Genomic DNA, 16,376 nt, shown 5'->3' on the forward strand with positions numbered 1-16,376 from the left:
CGATGCCGCGCCGACCACCATCACCCGGTTGTCGGTCCCGGGACGTAGGCTCGCATCCATGCGTATCGGAGCCCACGTCGACGCGACCGACCCCCTGGCCGCTGCCGCGGCCCGCGATGCGGAGACCGTGCAGTTCTTCCTGGCCGATCCGCAGGGCTGGAAGGCGCCGCAGCCGCACCCCGACGCGGACCGGCTGCGGACGGCGGACATCGACGTATTCGTGCACGCCCCGTACGTCATCAACGTGGCGACGCTCAACAACCGGATCCGGATCCCCAGTCGCAAGCTGATGCTCACCCACGCCAGCGCGGCGGCGACCGTGGGCGCCAAGGGACTGATCGTGCACGGCGGCCACGTCAACGCCGGCGACGATCTCGCCAAGGGCATCGACAACTGGCGCAAGGCCTTCGCGTACGCCGCCGACGCCGGCGGCCTCGCGACGCCGGTGCTGATCGAGAACACCGCGGGCGGTGACAACGCCTGCGCCCGCCGGTTCGACAACCTGGCCCGGCTGTGGGACGCGGTGGGCGACTACGACGTCGGCTTCTGCCTCGACACCTGCCACGCGCACGCCGGCGGCGAGGAGTTGCTCGACATCGTCGACCGGGTCAAGGCGATCACCGGTCGGATCGATCTGATCCACGCCAACGACTCCAAGGACGGCTTCGACTCCGGCCGCGACCGGCACGACAACCTGGGCAACGGCAAGATCGACCCGGATCTGGTGGTGGCCGCGATCCGGGCCGCCGACGCCCCGGTCGTGGTGGAGACGCCCGGCGGGGTCACGGGACAGCGCGCCGACATTGCGCTGTTGCGCGACCGGGCCGGGCGGTAGGTGACGGGATGAGCACCGATCAGTCCAGCGAGGCGGAGTCGTCGTCGCTGCCCCGCCCGGGGGCCGACACCGACACCGACACCGACGCGCCAGTGGGTACGGACGCACCCGCGGCCACCGACAGCGCTGCGGCGACCGAGGCTGTCCCGACGACCGACGACCCGCCGGTTGCCGGGGGCGCCGCGGAGCCGACGGCCGACGCCGGCACGGCCACGAGCGACCACGCAGCGCCGACGACCGATCCGACCCGCGAAGCGCCGGGCACGCCGCGATCCGCGGATGACTCCCCGGCCGACCCCGGGCGGGCAACCGACGATGCCGACTCCACCACGGACGCCCCGGCGACCGGCGACGGCACACCCACCGAGACCACCCCGGCCGACGCCACCACCGGCCCGACCGGGGACGGCACACCCACCGAGACCACCCCGATCGACGGCACGACCGGCGAGGATGGCCCGGCCGCCGCGGGCACGAGCGCCGAGGACGATACGAGCGCCGACGAACCGGCGCGCGCCGAGGACGACAGGGCCGACCCCTGGTCCGCGTTCGCCCCGGCCGGCGAGTCCCTGCCGGGTCGCTTCCGGCGGGGCGCCCGGGCCACCGGACGGTTCTTCATCCACGAGTGGACGCTCGCGGCGCTGGCCAGCCTCGCCCTGGCGGTCCTGATGACCTGGCCGACGCTGCGCTACCCGATGCACACCATTCCGCAGGACATCTGGGATCCCACCCTCCAGGCGTGGCAGATGGCCTGGTCGGGGCATGCCGTGCTGACCGACCCCACCCGGCTGTGGCAGTCCAACACGTTCTATCCGGAGCCGTGGAGCTTCGCCTTCTCCGACACCCTGCTCGGGTACGCCCCGGCCGGGATGCTCGGCACCGGACCGGTCGCCGCGTTGCTGCGCTACAACATCATGTTCGTGCTGGCGCATGCGCTGGCGACGTTCGGTGCGTACGCGCTGGCCCGGCAGCTCGGCGCGAGCCGGATCGGTGCCGCGGTCGCCGGGGTCGGCTTCGCGTACGCGCCGTGGTTGCTGGCCCAGGGTGGCCACCTGCACGTGCTGTCCAACGGCGGCATCCCGCTGGCGTTCGCGATGCTGGCGCGTGGGCACGGCTGGTCGTTGCGCCGCGGCTACCGGCCGACGCGGCGCAATGCCGCCTGGGCACTCGCCGGGTGGGTGGTGGCGAGCTGGCAGATCACCCTCGGCTTCGGCATCGGCCTGCCCTTCGCGTACGTCCTCGGGCTGGTCGCCGTGGTCGCGGTGGTCGTCTGGTACGTGCGGCGTTTCACCGGCGCCGGCCGGCGGCCGTTCGGGTGGCGGCTGCTTCTGGCGGACCTGGGCGGCGGCCTGATCTTCGCGGCCACCGGCGCACTGATGGCGATCCCGTTCTTCAAGGTCGCCGAGCTGTACCCGTACGCCAAGCGGTCGCTGGCCGAGGTGGACCTCTTCTCACCGCCGGCCGAGGGTTTCCTCATCGCCCCGGCGGAGTCGCGGATCTGGGGTGCGGCACACGAACAGGCTCGGGCCGCGCTGCCATGGCACCCCGAGATGACGCTGCTGCCCGGGTTCGTGCTCTACGGGCTGGCGCTGGCCGGACTGATCGTCTCGGTCTGGACCCTGCGCCAGCGCCTGTTGCTGGCTGCCGCCACGGTGCTGACCATGCTGCTGGCCATGGGCACGAAGTTCCAGGGCGGCCGCTACACCTACGTACCGCTGTTCGAGCACCTGCCCGGATGGGACGGCCTGCGCACCCCCGGCCGGCTGATGCTCTGGGCGACGCTGCTGCTGAGCCTCCTCGCGGCCGGCGCGGTCAGCGCCCTCGCCGTACGGGTCCGGGAACTCGCCGCGCAGCGGATACCGCCGTGGCCCGGTCCGTGGCTACGGCTGCTCACCCTGGTGCCGCTGGCGCTGGTGCTGGTCGAAGGGCTGAACGTCACCCCACATCCGGTGGTACCGGAACAGCCGGCCGCGTTCCGCACCGTGGACGGGCCGCTGCTCGTGCTGCCCAGTGACCCGAGCACCGACCAGAACGTGATGCTCTGGACGACCAGCCGCTTCCAGGACGTCGTCAACGGTGGCAGCGGATTCACGCCGGAGCCGCTGACGGTCGCCCGGCAGGTCACGCAGACCTTCCCGGACGCGAACAGCGTGGCCTACCTGCGCGGCATCGGCGTGCACACGGTGGTGCTGCTGCGCGACCGGGTACCCGGCACGCCCTGGCAGACCACCGTCGACCTGCCGGTGGACTCCCTCGGCATCCAGCGCGAGGACATCGGCAACGTGGTGGTGTACCGCTTCTGAGGTTGGTTCGGCTCAACTGCTCGAACACGTACCCGCTGTATCGGTCGCCGCCGTCCTGGTAACCGCTCGCCACCGTCTCCGCTGCCGCATTCAGCAGGCGGTCGGCGCGTGGGCCGGACCGGTCGGTCAGGAGCCCTCGCAGGGCGTGCTCGGCCGCCGCCTTGCCACGGGCCTCACGACCCGCCTCCTCGATGGCGCCTGCTTCACTGTCCGGCGTCAGGCCGGGGCCGGGGTTGCCCGAGCGGGCTCGGCGGTCCGGTCGGCGAGCCAGGGGGCGTCGGGGGCGCCGTCCAGGACGCCGCCGTCCGGGTCGTCGGCGTACGTCTGGCGCACCGCGTCCTGTTCCGGATGCATGATGTCCCGGATCACGAAGCCGCACAGCACGGCAACGGTGACCAGGCGCAGCGTCGAGGCCAGCACGAACACGCCCTCCGGGAAGACCGCGGTACCGGTGGAGGTACCGAGCAGTTCCCCGTAGAAGGCCACGAAGTAGCAGATCTCGGCGGCCTGCCAGGCGAGGAAGGCACCCCAGCGCGGCCGGGCGAGCACGGCCAGCGGCAGCAGCCAGAGGGTGAACTGTTGCGACCAGACCTTGCTGAAGATCAGGAAGGCGGCCACCACGAGAAACGCCAACTGGCCGAGCCGGGGCCGCCGGGGGGCCATGAAGGTCAGGATGAGGATCCCCACGCAGGCCGCGCCGAACAACGCGTACGACAGGGTGTTGAGGGTCGGGATGTGCCCGCTGAGCCACTGGAACGGGCCCTGCTCGCCCGGTTGGCCGGATCGCCACTTGCCGTCGACGTACCGGCCGACGTACCAGAGCGTGCCCCAGTCCACGGCCCGGGTCTGGTTCAGCTCGAAGAACCGTCCCCAGCTCGTCGGGTAGAGCAGGGCGATCGGCAGATTCACCGCCACCACCGTGACGACCGCCGTTCCCAGCGCGACCAGCGCCGCGCGGACCCGGGCGGCCCGGATCGCGAGCACCAGGATGGGTCCGAGCAGGAAGATCGGCCACAGTTTCGCCGCCCCGGCGAGCCCGAGCAGCACACCGGCGAGCGCGGGACGGCGCCGGGCCCAGGCGTACAGACCGAAGGCGCCGAGACCGATCGCCAACAGGTCCCAGTTGACGGTGGCGGTGACCAACAGGGCCGGGGAGAGCGCGAAGAGGGCGGCGTCCCACGGCCGTCGGCGGCGCAGAGACAGGATCACCGCGACGGTGGCGACGGCGAGCGCGCTCAGCACCAGAGCGTTGAGGTTGTAGAACCACTGCCCCTGGTTCATCGCGGGCCGGTCCACGCCCAGCGCGTGCACGGGCAGCCCGAGGGCTCCCATGAAGTAGCCGGTGACCACGGGGTACTCGACGGGGTGGTCCCGGTAGGGCACCTTGCCCTCGTTGAGGCCCTCCGCGTAGTACAGCGCGAGCACGTCGGTGTAGCAGAACTCCTTGTACTGGATGTTGTTCTGCCAGGCGCCGTCCTGGCACGGCGACTTCTGCACCCAGTGCAGGGCCAGGGTGAGGCAGACGAGCGCCAGGACGACCCGGGCGGCGGTCCAGAAGCCCTGCCGCACCCGGCCAGGACCGGAGGGCTCGACGTGCTCGCCGAGCGGCCCGCCGATCGCCTCGGACAGGCCCCGGACGAAACCGTCCGACCTGGACGGGTGGTCGACCGGCTCCGCCGGGTCGCCGCCGACGGCGAGCGCCGGCGCGTCGGCCGCGCCGATGCCGAGCGCCGCCGATCCGGCCGGATCGGCGATCAGCTGCGAGCTGGACTGGTCATCGGCACCGGCCGGTGACGTGGTACGGCGGGCGGCGGACTGCGGGCTCATGAACAGGCATCCTGCCGCATCAACCCATGCTTCGTCGTCATCCCGGGGGTAAGTGTCCGCTCCGCGGACGCAATCACTTCCGGCGATGTACCGACGGCCCCGAAATGGTCACCGTCGAGGCCGCGTCGTCGGACGGGGGCGTACGTCCTCCCCGGCGCCGGAAGCGGTCGCGCGGCGGACCCGGCGGCGGGACGGTTCGGAGCCGTCCCGCCGCCCGCGGTGACTGTCCGCCGGGGCTATCCGCCGGGGTTCTGGGTGGGCGCCACCCCGTTCTCGTTCCCGTTGCCGTTGCCGCCGTTGCCGTTTCCATTGCCGTTGCCGTTGCCGTTGCCGCCATTACCGTTGCCGAAGCCGGGGAACGGGATGGTCGGCAGGTTCTGGCAGGCCGGGATGTTCGGATCCGGGTTGTTCGGGTCGGGGCAGAACAGCGGGATGGTGGGTTCCGGCGGCGCGATGCCGTCGCCCTTGTCCTCACCGATGTTGGCCGCCGAGTGGAAGGACGCCGCCTTCTGACCCTTGAGCGCCTCGTCCATGTACCGCTCCCAGATGTCGCCGGGGAGGTTGGCGCCGTACATGTTGCCGCCGTCCGTCCGGAGCAGCGGCTCCTGCTTGTCGCCGCCGTTGCCCACCCAGACCGCCGTGGCGAGCTGAGGGGTGTAGCCGACCATCCAGGCGTGCGCGTTGTACTTGTCGTTCAGTTCCCAGGTGCCGGTCTTGGAGGCCGCGGGCCGCCCCCCGGAGAGGGTGTGGTGCACGGACGCGGGGTACTTCTTGAGCACCTCGGTCACGTCGTCGACGACGTCGGCCTTGATCACCTGTTTCGGCTTGAGCTGCTCGCCGCCGACCGTCGACCACTCGCCGGTGTCCGGGTCCTGGCGCTCGACCGAGAGCACGAAGTGCGCCTTGTTGTACTTGCCCCGGTTGGCGATGGTGGCGACGCCGTTGGCGTGGTCCAGCACGGTGATCGGGTACTGGCCGAACCCGACGTGGTTGTCGATCAGGCAGCCGTTGTCGCCGTGGCAGCCCGACGTGGTGGTGGCCACGTTCTTGACGTCGGTCTTGGCGACGTCGATCGTCTGCTCCCGACCCTTCGCGTCGGTCGCCCACATGGTGCCGATGCCGGCGGCCTTGGCCATCGCCAGCACCTTGTCGGAGCCGATCTGCTCGGAGATCTTGTAGAACGGCACGTTGTACGACTTCAGCGTCGAGTACTCCAGCGTGCAGTACTTGCCGCCGTTGCCGTTGGGGCAGCTGAGCTTGGCCCCTTCGGCGCCGTTGCGGATCGGGGTCTTCACCCCTTCGGGCTTGTAGTCGGTGGCGTCCCAGTGCGATCCGGTGGAGATGCCGGCGTTGACGGCCGCGGCCAACGTGTAGATCTTGAAGGACGAGCCCGGCGGGTGTCCGCCGTACTTGGTGCCGTCCGGTCGGGTGTTCATCCCCGCGAAGTCGGTACCGGTGCCGTCGTCGCCGCCGTAGTAGGCCAGCACCCGGCCGTTGGTGGGATCGACCGAGACCAGCGCGGCCATCACGTTCTTCCGCTGGTTGTGGACCAGGGAGTTCTTGTCCGCGCGCCGCACCGTCTCCTCGGCGGCGGTCTGCATCTTCATGTTGATGCTGGTCTTGATCTTCAGGCCGCCCTCGGTGAGCGCCTCCCCACAGGTCATCCGGCCGGAGCCGTCGTTGGGGTCCGAGGTGCACAGGCCCATCTGCTTCAGCTCGTCGACCACGTAGTTGACCACGTTGCCGCGCGGCGTCTTCAGCCCGACCAGGCCGTTCGCGTCCTTCGGCTTCTCCACCTTCGGGTACTCGGTGGGCCGCTCCTCGGCCTTCATCCAGCCCTTCGCGACCATGCCGTCCAGGACGTAGTTCCACCGCTCCTTGGCGCCGTCCGGGTTGTTGGCCGGGTCGTAACCCGGGTGGGTGGCGCTCTTGGTGGGCTGCTTGATGACCGCCGCCAGCACCGCGCCCTGGGCGATGCTGAGCTTGTCGACCGACTTGTTGAAGTACGCCTTCGCGGCGGCCTCGATGCCGTACGCACCCCGACCGAAGTAGATCGTGTTCAGGTAGTGCTGCATGATCGTGTTCTTGTCGTACCGGTCGTTGAGCTTGGAGGCCATGATCGCCTCCTTGATCTTCCGGGCGTACGTGTCGTCCTGCAGGTTCGCGTACGCGTTCCGGGCGTACTGCTGGGTGATGGTCGAGGCACCCTGCTTGTCGCCGCCGGTGAAGTTGTTCCACGCGGCCCGGGCGATGCCCAGATAGTCCACTCCGGAGTGCTCGTAGAACTTCCGGTCCTCGGCCGAGGCGACCTCGTGCTGGACGAACTCCGGAATCTGCTTGATCGGCACGATGACCCGGTTCTCCTCGCCCAGCCGGGCGAGCACCGTCTTGTTGTCCGAGGCCAGGATCGTGGTGGGCAGCGGCAGCTTCACGTCCTCCGGCAGCACCACGGTCGTGGAGTAGTAGGTGCCGATCACGACGCCGAGGCCGGCCAGCATGATGAAGACGGCGAACGAGGCGATGATCCAGTTGAGCCGCTTGCGCTTGCGGGCGCGCAGCGCCGCCTCGCTGGAGCCCCGGCCGCTGCGGCCCGGCCCGGTCCCGCCCTGCCAGCCCGGACCCGAACCGCCCGGACCCGAACCGCCCGGACCCGAACCGCCGGGACCCGCGCCGGCCGGGCCGAAGCCCGGAGCGGCCGGCTGGACCGAGGCCCGCCCGACGGTCGCCCGGCCGGCCGCCGACCCGGACCCGACCGAGGCCGAGCCCACGGACGCGGAGCCCACCGACGCGGAACCGACCGAGGCGGAGCCGACGGAGGCCCGCCCCGAGCTGGCCCGGCCGGAGGCAGCGCCGTACCCGGAGCCGCCGTACGCCGAACCGCCGCCGTGCCCGCCGTAGCCCTCGCCGTCACCACCGGGAGCCGGCGACACCGGTCCCGGCACGGACGCCCGACCCACCCGGGCACGACCCGCCGATCCACCCGAGGGTGTGCTGGCCGAGGGTGTGCTGGCCGAACCGGACGCGCCGCCGACGGAGGCACGGCCACTGGGCGCCGACCCTCCGGAGCCGCCCGAGCCGTAACCGCCGTACCCGGTCGAGCCGCCATACCCCGCGGAGTCTCCGTAGCCGGCCGAGTCACCGTAGCCGGCGGAGTCGCCGGCGGGATCGTTGCCGCTGCCGGAGAGCCATCGCGCGTCGCCCGATCCGGAATCACCGCCGGAGCCGTCGTGGCCCCGGCCATGCGCGGAACTGGGATCGCCGTACGAGTTCATTCGTCACACCCTGCCGGTCGCGGTGGTCGGCCGAGCGCCACCACCGAGTTGCCGTGAGCTGGAGCACACGAATGGCCGTCACCGTGCCGGTGACGGCCGCCCGCGTCAATTCCGATTTTCCGGACATGCTCGCGAACACGCGAGCGATGGTCTCCTGGTCCGTGTGCCCCCGTGGGCCGAACCCGGAAACCGTTGATCACCGTTGCGCCTCACGTCGTCGACGCACCGACGCCGCCTTCCGTGGCGGTCCGCCCGCCGGTCCCGACCCGACCGACGCACCGCCGGCCGCCAACCGCTCGTCCGCCGGCTCCCGTTCGTCGTCCAGGCCGTCGAGCCCGAGCAGGTACTGCTCGATGAGGTGATTCCAGTCGCAGGAGCGGCACACCTCCACCACGAAGACCTGGAACTCACGCAGTGTCATGGCCAGCGTCGACAGTTCCGCCAGCGTGCGGGCCTGCCCGGCCGACTGCTTGAGCTCGTCACCGTAGATGTAGTGAACGTGTGTCATGTTCTCGCGTCGGCAGATCGGGCAGAGCCGGTCGGTGGGCTCGCCGTGGAACCGAGCGGCGTTTTTCAGGTACGGCGAGGCGTCGCACACCTCGTACGTACCGATTCGCCCGGCCATGACGGCGCGCAGCAGCGCTCGCTTCTGAAGCGAGTAGTCGACGACCTGGCGCTGCGTACGCATGCGGGAAAGGGTACGCGGTCCGGCCGAACGAGGCGACAACCGTCACGGTACGTGGTCAATTCCCTGCGCTAGTGGGGGTTTGCCTCGGGGCGGGTTGCCCATTACTGTGCGATGTATCGGTCCGATACATCGCCCGGGTTACCGGGTGGGTTCCGAGGGTATACCAGGCGATGGAGGAGGGAGAGCCGATGCTTGAACTCGCCATCCTCGGGCTCCTTCAGGAGTCGCCCATGCACGGCTACGAGCTGCGCAAGGAGCTCACCGCCAAGCTCGGCGCCATCCGGGCGGCGATCAGCTACGGATCCCTGTATCCCTCGCTGCGCCGGCTCCAGGCCGAGGGTCTTATCGCCGAGGCGACCGAGGCCCCGCCGGCCAGCCCCGAGGACGTGCCGGTGCTGACCAGCCGGCGCGGCCGGGTGGTCTACAAAATCACGGCCGAGGGCAAGGAGCGCTTCGCCGAACTGCTCGGCCAGACCGGTCCGGAGACGTACGAGGACGCCGGCTTCGGCGTGCACTTCGCGTTCTTCGCCCGGACCGACCAGGCGACCCGCCTACGCATTCTGGAGGGTCGCCGCCGCAAGATCGAGGAACGCCGCGAGGGCCTGCGGGACGTACTCGGCCGGGCCGCCTCCCGGCTCGACGCGTACACGTTGGAACTCCAGCGGCACGGCCTGGAAGCCTGCGAGCGCGAGGTGCGCTGGCTGGAGGAGCTCATCGCCAACGAGCGCTCCGGCCGGGCACCGGATGCCCGCGAAGACCACCACAACGACAGCCCGACTCCGCCCGGCGCAGGCGCGAAGGAGCAGGAGCGGCCATGAATGACAAGAAGGAGGCAAACCCGATGGGCTCCGTCCGCGTCGCCATCGTCGGTGTCGGGAACTGCGCCTCGTCCCTCGTGCAGGGCGTGGAGTACTACCGCAATGCCGACCCGAACGACCGCGTCCCCGGTTTGATGCACGTCAGGTTCGGCGACTACCACGTCTCCGACGTGCAGTTCGTCGCGGCCTTCGACGTGGACGCCAAGAAGGTCGGCATGGACCTCGCCGAGGCGATCGTCGCCAGCGAGAACAACACCATCAAGCTGTGCGACGTACCGCCGACCGGCGTCACCGTGCAGCGTGGCCCCACCTACGACGGTCTCGGCCAGTACTACACCGAGATCATCGAGGAGTCCGGGGTCGACCCGGTGGACGTGGCGCAGGCGCTGCGCGACGCCGAGGTCGACGTCGTGGTCTCGTACCTGCCGGTCGGATCCGAGGAGGCGGACAAGTTCTACGCCCAGGCCGCCATCGACGCGGGCTGCGCGTTCGTCAACGCACTCCCGGTCTTCATCGCCTCCGACCCGGTCTGGGCGCAGAAGTTCACCGACGCCGGGCTGCCGATCGTCGGTGACGACATCAAGAGCCAGGTGGGTGCCACCATCGTGCACCGGGCGCTCGCGAAGCTCTTCGAGGACCGCGGGGTCGAGCTGCTGCGCACGTACCAGCTCAACTTCGGCGGCAACATGGACTTCATGAACATGCTGGAGCGCAACCGGCTGGTCTCGAAGAAGATCTCCAAGACGCAGTCGGTCACCTCCCAGATCCCGCACGAGATCGCCAAGGGCGACGTGCACATCGGCCCGTCCGACCACGTGCCGTGGCTCGACGACCGGAAGTGGGCGTACATCCGGCTGGAGGGACGTTCGTTCGGCGACGTACCGCTGAACGCCGAACTCAAGCTCGAGGTGTGGGACTCGCCGAACTCCGCGGGTGTCATCATCGACGCCGTACGCGCCGCCAAGATCGCGCTGGATCGCAAGATCGGTGGCCCGATCCTCTCCGCGTCGTCGTACTTCATGAAGTCGCCGCCGGAGCAGTACGCCGACCACGACGCCCACCAGGCCGTCGAGGACTTCATCACCGGCAAGGTCGAGCGCTGACCGAGCGCTGAACGACGGCGGGGGCCGGGTCCGCGCGGACCCGGCCCCCGCCGCTTCGTCCAACCGGGATCCGCCGGTACGCGCCAGCCGCGCCGCTCAGCTCCGCCGGGCACGCCGGGTCGGGCCGGGTCGGGCAGGTCGACTGCTCAGGCCCAGGCGCGCTGGAAGGCCACCCCGGCCTCCAATTCCAGCAGCCGGCGCTTGCGGTCCAGGCCGCCGCCGAACCCGACCAGCTTGCCGCCGGCGCCGACGATCCGGTGACAGGGCACGATGACCGGGATCGGGTTGCGGTTGCAGGCCACCCCCACCGCCCGGGCGCCGCCGGGATCGCCCACCCTGGCCGCCACCTCGCCATAGGTGCGGGTCTGGCCGTACGGGATGAGCGTCATCTCCCGCCACACCGCGCGTTCGAAATCCGAGCCCCGGTCGGCGGCCAGCGGCGCCGTGAACTCGGTCAGCTCGCCCGCGAAGTACGCCCGCAGCTCGGCCAGCACGGCGCGCAGCGCGGGATCCGGCGGATCGGTCTGCGCCCCGTCCACCGGACCGAAGTGCGCGGCGTGCACCCCCGTCGCGTCCGCGGCGACGGAGAACTCACCGATCGGGGAATCGAGCACGGCCCAACGCATGCCGACATTCTCCCGCACCCGCCGACATTGTTCGGGCCGGACCCGGCCGCCGAGGTCGGTCGGCGCGCGAGGCAAGAAATCCCTCCCGCCCGGCGTCGGAACCATCGGGAGGTGGAATCGTGCGGCAGGCGACCGACCGGGAATTCACCACGCTCCCCGGGGCGACCTGGCGGCGGTGTTCCGGCAGGAACGCCCGACCGAGACCGGCCTGTTGGATCCGGCCACCGCACGGGTGCAGTGGGTCCGGACCGGCCGGCACATCCTGGCCCCGCAGTGGTCGCCGGACGGCACCCGGCTGCTGCTCACCATCAACGACAAGGAGTCGGGGAGCACCGCCATCGGCATCCTGACTGCGGCGGACCGGCAGTTCCGCAGCTACCCGGTGGACGCCAAGGAGTTCCGGTGCACGGACTACTGCTTCTTCACCTGGAGCCGGGACGGGTCCGAGGTCGTCTTCCAGCAGACCGACCTGGGCGGCACGATCTCGGAGGCGGTACGGCACCCGCGCCGCGGTCTCAGCTCTTCTCCGCGACCGACGGCCATCCGCTAGGGCTGGTGCCGGTCCGGGGTGACGCCGCCGGCCCGTACGCCTGGTCCCCGGATGGCACCTCGGTCGTAGTCAAGCGTTGATAGAAGCCAGTCCACGCACGCCGGGCGCTGAAATCCGACACTTAGCGGACTTCCTGTCAGAGTGACAATAAGTCTATGGTCAATTCATGTCTGACGATCGTTGGGTTCCGCCGACCGTTCTTCTTGCGGTTGACCTCGTCATCCTCACTTTGCGGGAGTCCTGCCTTCATGTGCTGTTGATCGAGCGCGGGATTGAGCCCTATCAGGGCGCCTTGGCCCTGCCAGGCGGTTTCCTTGCTGACGAGAAGGAAGACCTCGTGACAGCCGCCCATCGAGAGCTTGCCGAGGAGGCAGGCTTGGGGCCGGATCAGTTGCACCTCGAACAACTCGGCGTCTACGGTGCGCCGGATCGTGACCCCCGAGGGCGGGTGGTCTCCGCGGCTTACCTGGCCATCGCCCCTCGGCTACCCGAGCCGGTCGCCGGCACCGACGCATCGCGGGCGTGTTGGACGCCGGTGGAGCAGGCGTTGTCCGGTGACATGCGACTTGCCTTCGATCATGAGCAGATCTTGACCGATGGGGTTGACCGGGCGCGAGAGAAGTTGGAGCGCTCAGCGCTCGCCACCGCTTTTTGTGCTCCGACCTTCACGATCTCGGAGCTTCAGGCCGTCTACGAGGCGGTGTGGGGCGTGCCGCTCGATGCGCGGAACTTCTACCGGAAAGTGCAGAGCGTGGACGGCTTCATCGTCCCCGCTGGGCCGAGTCGCAAGACCGATGGTGGGCGTCCCGCTCGGCTATTCCGTCCCGGGCCCCGCACGACTCTTCACCCTCCGATGATCCGGCCCCTCAGCCAGGCAGACAGGGAGACAGCGTGAGCACGAACAGCGGTCTCGTCGTGATCCTCACGGCGCTGGACCTCGAATATGCAGCGGTCCGCGACCAACTTAGCGACCTACGTATACGGCGGCACCCCGCCGGCACCCGCTTCGAGGTCGGCCGGATCGGCCAAAGCGACTGCCGGGTCGCCCTGGGGCTGGTCGGTAAGGGCAATCATCCTGCCGCGGTGCTCGCCGAGCGGGCGATGGCCGAGTTCTCCCCCGCCGCTGTGCTGTTCGTGGGAGTCGCCGGTGGCCTTTGGCCCAACATCCGACTCGGTGACGTCGTCGTCGCCAACAAAATCTACGCCTACCACGGCGGCACCAGCGAGGACGACGGTTTGAAGGCCCGACCGAAGGCGTGGGAGATCCCCCACGAGGCCGACCAGATCGCCCACCACGTCGACAGGTCCGCCGCGTGGCGCCGTGGTCTTCCCGTAGACACAGCACCCAAAGTCCACTTCGGGCCGATCGCCGCAGGGGAAGTGGTGCAGGACTCGGGAATCTCCGAGCAGGCCCGCTGGATCCGCCAGCACTACAACGACGCCGTAGCGATCGAGATGGAAGCAGCCGGTGTGGCCCAGGCGAGCCATCTCAACCGCGCCCTGCCCGTGGTGGTCGTGCGCGGCATCAGCGACCACGCCGACGGCAGCAAGGCAGCCACGGACGGACAGGACTGGCAACCGAAGGCCGCACGCCACGCCGCCGCGTTCGCCACCGCACTGGCGCGAGAACTGATCATCGACGGGCCGGCCAGCCGAGGCGGCGCGGACCGGGACGGGAGCCCCACGATGCCGACGACCAACCGCAACATCGCCACCGGGAACGCCCACGTCGGGGTGCAAGCCGGGCAGATCTACGGCAACGTCACCGTCGGCGCTGGCGCCGATCGGCCGATCGACCTGGCAGCGAGCATCGCAGACCTGCGAACCCACCTCAAGCAGGCCCACCTCGACGGACAGTTGGACGAAGAAACCTACGCCGCGGCCGAGTCGGAACTGGAAGCGGCGACGGCATGCGTCTCGGCGGGCACAGCCGAGAAGAAGAGCGGCCTGATGGTCGCGCTCAAGCGGTTGCGGGGCCTGGTAGCCGACGTGTCTGAGCTGGCGGCGCGGCTTGCGGCGATCATCGCAGTGGTGCGAGGCATGTGATGACGACCCCGACCGCGACCAACGTCGCCCAAGGAGATGCACACGTCGACGTACAGGCAGGCGTAGTCCACGGTGACATCAACTTCTACCGGCTGCCGCCAAACCCGAGTCCGGAGGAGCAGTTCGCCTTCGCGCTGAAGTATCTCGACGCGCGAGTTCGTGATCAGGCGCGCGAGCTCATCGAAAAGGCTGTCGCCGGTGGGTACGTGACCACGGAGGTCCAGTTCTACCGGCTGATCGCCCTGTTGAGCGGACGCACCCTGCGCCAACTCGCCTCCGAGGAGCTGGATCGCCTCACCGCCATCTGCGCCAGCCTGCCCCATCTCGACGACCATGACGAGTGGACTGCGGGGTTGAAGGCAATCATCCACCTCCTGGCCCCCGTTGGCGCCGCCGAGACGGATCTCGTGGTCAAAGAGATCGACGCGCTGAACCGGCGTCAACGCGACGGGATCTACGGCCACCTCGAGGCGCTACTCGAAGGCGCGATGCAAGAAGAGATGTGGCGGAAGTCCGTGGCCCTGGCCGACTCGCAGCGCATAGCGGAGGACCGATTCAACCGCGTCTGGAAGTTCTTTCATCCCACACCCGCGCAGCCTCGGACCCTACCGGTGCAACCCACTGCTGTTGCGCTGCGCGACTGGCTACGCGCCGGCGCTGGCGCGGCCGTGTTCACTCTCGCCGTGGTGCAGATGATCGTGCTGGTGACGGCCCGCGGCACGCTCGACCCGTTCCTCGGTCTACTCGCCGCCCTGGTTGGACTGGCCGCGTTTTGCGTCGGCGGGGCGGACCGGTACTACCGCGGGACACGGCTGCGCGCAAAGGAAGCCCAGATCCGTCCACCCCGGCAGCGGCGACGGGAGGCGCCACCGGGAGGCTTCGCCCGCAAGGTGGACCGGATCTTCGACCGCTACTTCCGCCGGTATGTGCCCGAAGGAATCGACCGAGCCCACTGGCTCGACCAGACGGCGGGGATCCGCCGGCACCTCCGTGACGAGGTGGTCGAGCTCTATCGGGAACAGCGCATCGAGGCCGAACGGGTCGCCTGGCTCGTCCGACACCTGGTGGGAGATGTCCGAGGGCAATGGGAACGAGACACGCTGACCGCGTACCGCCAGCAGCTGCGTAACCCTGCCAGGACCAAGGCCCTCCACGTCGGGGGACTGGCCCTCCTTGCCGCGGGGAGCCTCTGGGCCGTTCCTGCCGTCGTGACCAGCGCCCCCTTGTCCGGCACAGGCTGGTTCCTGCTCGCGGTGGCGTCCGCGGTGCCGGCGGTGCGCTCGTCGTTTCGGATCGTCGCCGAGCATCGCCGGGTCGCCGACGAGCAAGCGGAACGCAACGACAAGGACATGGCCCGCTGGGCGGCATACCACCGGTGGTGCCACAAGCTGTCCGACAAGCCGTCGGACACCGAGATGGCCACCTGGTTGGAAAGCGACCGCAAAGTCCTGGTCGACCAGGCCATGCAGCAGTACCGACTCCGCCCCAGCCAGGTAATCGCACACGCCTTCATCGAGGCGCCGGCACCCTCCTGCAAGAAGGCCCGCTACCCGCAAGGACCGTGGCGGTACTCCCGGTATCGCCTGCTGCTGTTTCTCCTCACCGACGACGGCGTCCGGCAGGTCAACATCGATCTCGACTTCGAAACCTCCGCAAGCCGCACCACCCAACGGCTCAACTACCGTTTCGACGCCGTCGCCGCCGTACGGATCGACGGCATCGCCACCCGACAGCAGACCTTCGAGCTGACTCTGTTCAACGGAGAGCCCATCTCAATTCAAGTGAGCGATCCTGACAACGGGACGCTCCAGCACGACGAGAACCCAGCCAAGATCGCTGAGCTGTCGCTAGACGCCGCCGGGCTCAGTCACACCCTGCACGTCCTCGAAGGCGTCGCCGCCGAAGGCAAGGAATGGGTCAAACACCGACGCGACCGCGCAGACGAAAGGCTCGCCGACCTCGCGAGCGCCATACGCGGGCTGCTTGATTAGGTTAGGGCGGTCTAAAATGCAGAGATTGGGTATGAGTAGACCGATTTGGTCGGTGCACCTTGACGGTGGTCCAGGGCCAGCAGCAGCCCGAACTGGCCGAGACCGGCACCGGAGAGGTAATTCGGGAGTTGCCCGCCGCGGACGTCTACTGGGGAACCGACGGTCACATCCTGTGGCTCAACCGGGACATCGGCCAGGCCGTCCTGATCGACCAGGACGGGAGGACCGTCCGGCGGCAGGAGCTGCCGCCGGACCTGCCGCTCCAGAGTGTCCTGCAACTCGCCCCGAGCTGACCCGCCGGACCGCTGCGACCACGG

The 16,376-nt window shown here is 69.7% G+C and carries 13 protein-coding genes; 9 read left to right on the forward strand and 4 right to left on the reverse strand.

All coding sequences use genetic code 11. The annotated features are described in order from the left end of the window. Positions 1 to 58: 58 nt before the first annotated feature. Together CIK06_RS28820 and CIK06_RS28825 are read left to right on the forward strand one after the other, a co-directional pair. Positions 59 to 835 carry a deoxyribonuclease IV gene (locus CIK06_RS28820; RefSeq protein ID WP_095567422.1) on the forward strand — a complete coding sequence of 259 codons (777 nt, stop codon included), beginning with the start codon at positions 59 to 61 and terminating at the stop codon, positions 833 to 835. 8 nt (positions 836 to 843) lie between these two features. Then, the gene (locus tag CIK06_RS28825) at positions 844 to 3,138 is read left to right on the forward strand and encodes a hypothetical protein (RefSeq protein WP_232533919.1); all 2,295 of its coding nucleotides are present in this window, start codon (positions 844 to 846) and stop codon (positions 3,136 to 3,138) included. A 216-nt stretch (positions 3,139 to 3,354) separates the two neighbouring features. Here CIK06_RS28825 and CIK06_RS28830 read toward each other — a convergent pair whose 3' ends face one another. The 3 genes from CIK06_RS28830 to CIK06_RS28840 all read right to left on the reverse strand — a co-directional run bounded on the left by CIK06_RS28830 (position 3,355) and on the right by CIK06_RS28840 (position 8,925). Beyond that, positions 3,355 to 4,965: a glycosyltransferase family 87 protein gene (locus tag CIK06_RS28830; RefSeq protein ID WP_095567423.1), complete on the reverse strand. Its 1,611-nt coding sequence runs from the start codon at positions 4,963 to 4,965 to the stop codon at positions 3,355 to 3,357. A gap of 236 nt (positions 4,966 to 5,201) precedes the next feature. After that, positions 5,202 to 7,922: a transglycosylase domain-containing protein gene (locus tag CIK06_RS28835; RefSeq protein ID WP_232533920.1), complete on the reverse strand. Its 2,721-nt coding sequence runs from the start codon at positions 7,920 to 7,922 to the stop codon at positions 5,202 to 5,204. 511 nt (positions 7,923 to 8,433) lie between these two features. Next, positions 8,434 to 8,925 carry a DUF5318 domain-containing protein gene (locus tag CIK06_RS28840; RefSeq protein ID WP_198348051.1) on the reverse strand — a complete coding sequence of 164 codons (492 nt, stop codon included), beginning with the start codon at positions 8,923 to 8,925 and terminating at the stop codon, positions 8,434 to 8,436. 188 nt (positions 8,926 to 9,113) lie between these two features. Between CIK06_RS28840 and CIK06_RS28845 the strand changes: the two genes are divergently transcribed. Both CIK06_RS28845 and CIK06_RS28850 read left to right on the forward strand, forming a co-directional pair. Next, positions 9,114 to 9,743, forward strand: coding sequence for a PadR family transcriptional regulator (locus CIK06_RS28845; protein ID WP_095568229.1), 630 nt, complete (start codon positions 9,114 to 9,116; stop codon positions 9,741 to 9,743). Between the two features lie 23 nt (positions 9,744 to 9,766). After that, a complete protein-coding gene (locus tag CIK06_RS28850; protein ID WP_095567425.1) occupies positions 9,767 to 10,846 on the forward strand; it encodes an inositol-3-phosphate synthase in 1,080 nt (359 codons plus the stop codon). A 146-nt stretch (positions 10,847 to 10,992) separates the two neighbouring features. Here the strand turns inward: CIK06_RS28850 and CIK06_RS28855 are convergent, their stop codons facing one another. Then, positions 10,993 to 11,472 carry a methylated-DNA--[protein]-cysteine S-methyltransferase gene (locus CIK06_RS28855; protein ID WP_095567426.1) on the reverse strand — a complete coding sequence of 160 codons (480 nt, stop codon included), beginning with the start codon at positions 11,470 to 11,472 and terminating at the stop codon, positions 10,993 to 10,995. A gap of 175 nt (positions 11,473 to 11,647) precedes the next feature. On the opposite strand from CIK06_RS28855, the gene CIK06_RS28860 reads away from it, so the two are divergent. From CIK06_RS28860 to CIK06_RS28880, 5 genes are all read left to right on the forward strand, one after another. After that, positions 11,648 to 12,022: a hypothetical protein gene (locus CIK06_RS28860; protein ID WP_095567427.1), complete on the forward strand. Its 375-nt coding sequence runs from the start codon at positions 11,648 to 11,650 to the stop codon at positions 12,020 to 12,022. 166 nt (positions 12,023 to 12,188) lie between these two features. After that, positions 12,189 to 12,917, forward strand: a complete 729-nt coding sequence (locus CIK06_RS28865) for an NUDIX domain-containing protein (protein WP_095567428.1) — start codon at positions 12,189 to 12,191, stop codon at positions 12,915 to 12,917. After that, positions 12,914 to 14,068, forward strand: a complete 1,155-nt coding sequence (locus CIK06_RS28870; RefSeq protein ID WP_095567429.1) for a 5'-methylthioadenosine/S-adenosylhomocysteine nucleosidase — start codon at positions 12,914 to 12,916, stop codon at positions 14,066 to 14,068. Before CIK06_RS28865 ends, CIK06_RS28870 begins: the two co-directional genes overlap by 4 nt. After that, positions 14,068 to 16,059, forward strand: a complete 1,992-nt coding sequence (locus CIK06_RS28875; RefSeq protein ID WP_095568230.1) for a hypothetical protein — start codon at positions 14,068 to 14,070, stop codon at positions 16,057 to 16,059. Before CIK06_RS28870 ends, CIK06_RS28875 begins: the two co-directional genes overlap by 1 nt. Positions 16,060 to 16,124: 65 nt before the next feature. Continuing rightward, on the forward strand, positions 16,125 to 16,352 hold the full coding sequence (locus CIK06_RS28880) for a hypothetical protein (RefSeq protein WP_095567430.1): 228 nt from the start codon (positions 16,125 to 16,127) through the stop codon (positions 16,350 to 16,352). Positions 16,353 to 16,376 lie beyond the last annotated feature (24 nt).

This window comes from Plantactinospora sp. KBS50 (genome assembly GCF_002285795.1).
Classification (GTDB): Bacteria; Actinomycetota; Actinomycetes; order Mycobacteriales; family Micromonosporaceae; genus KBS50.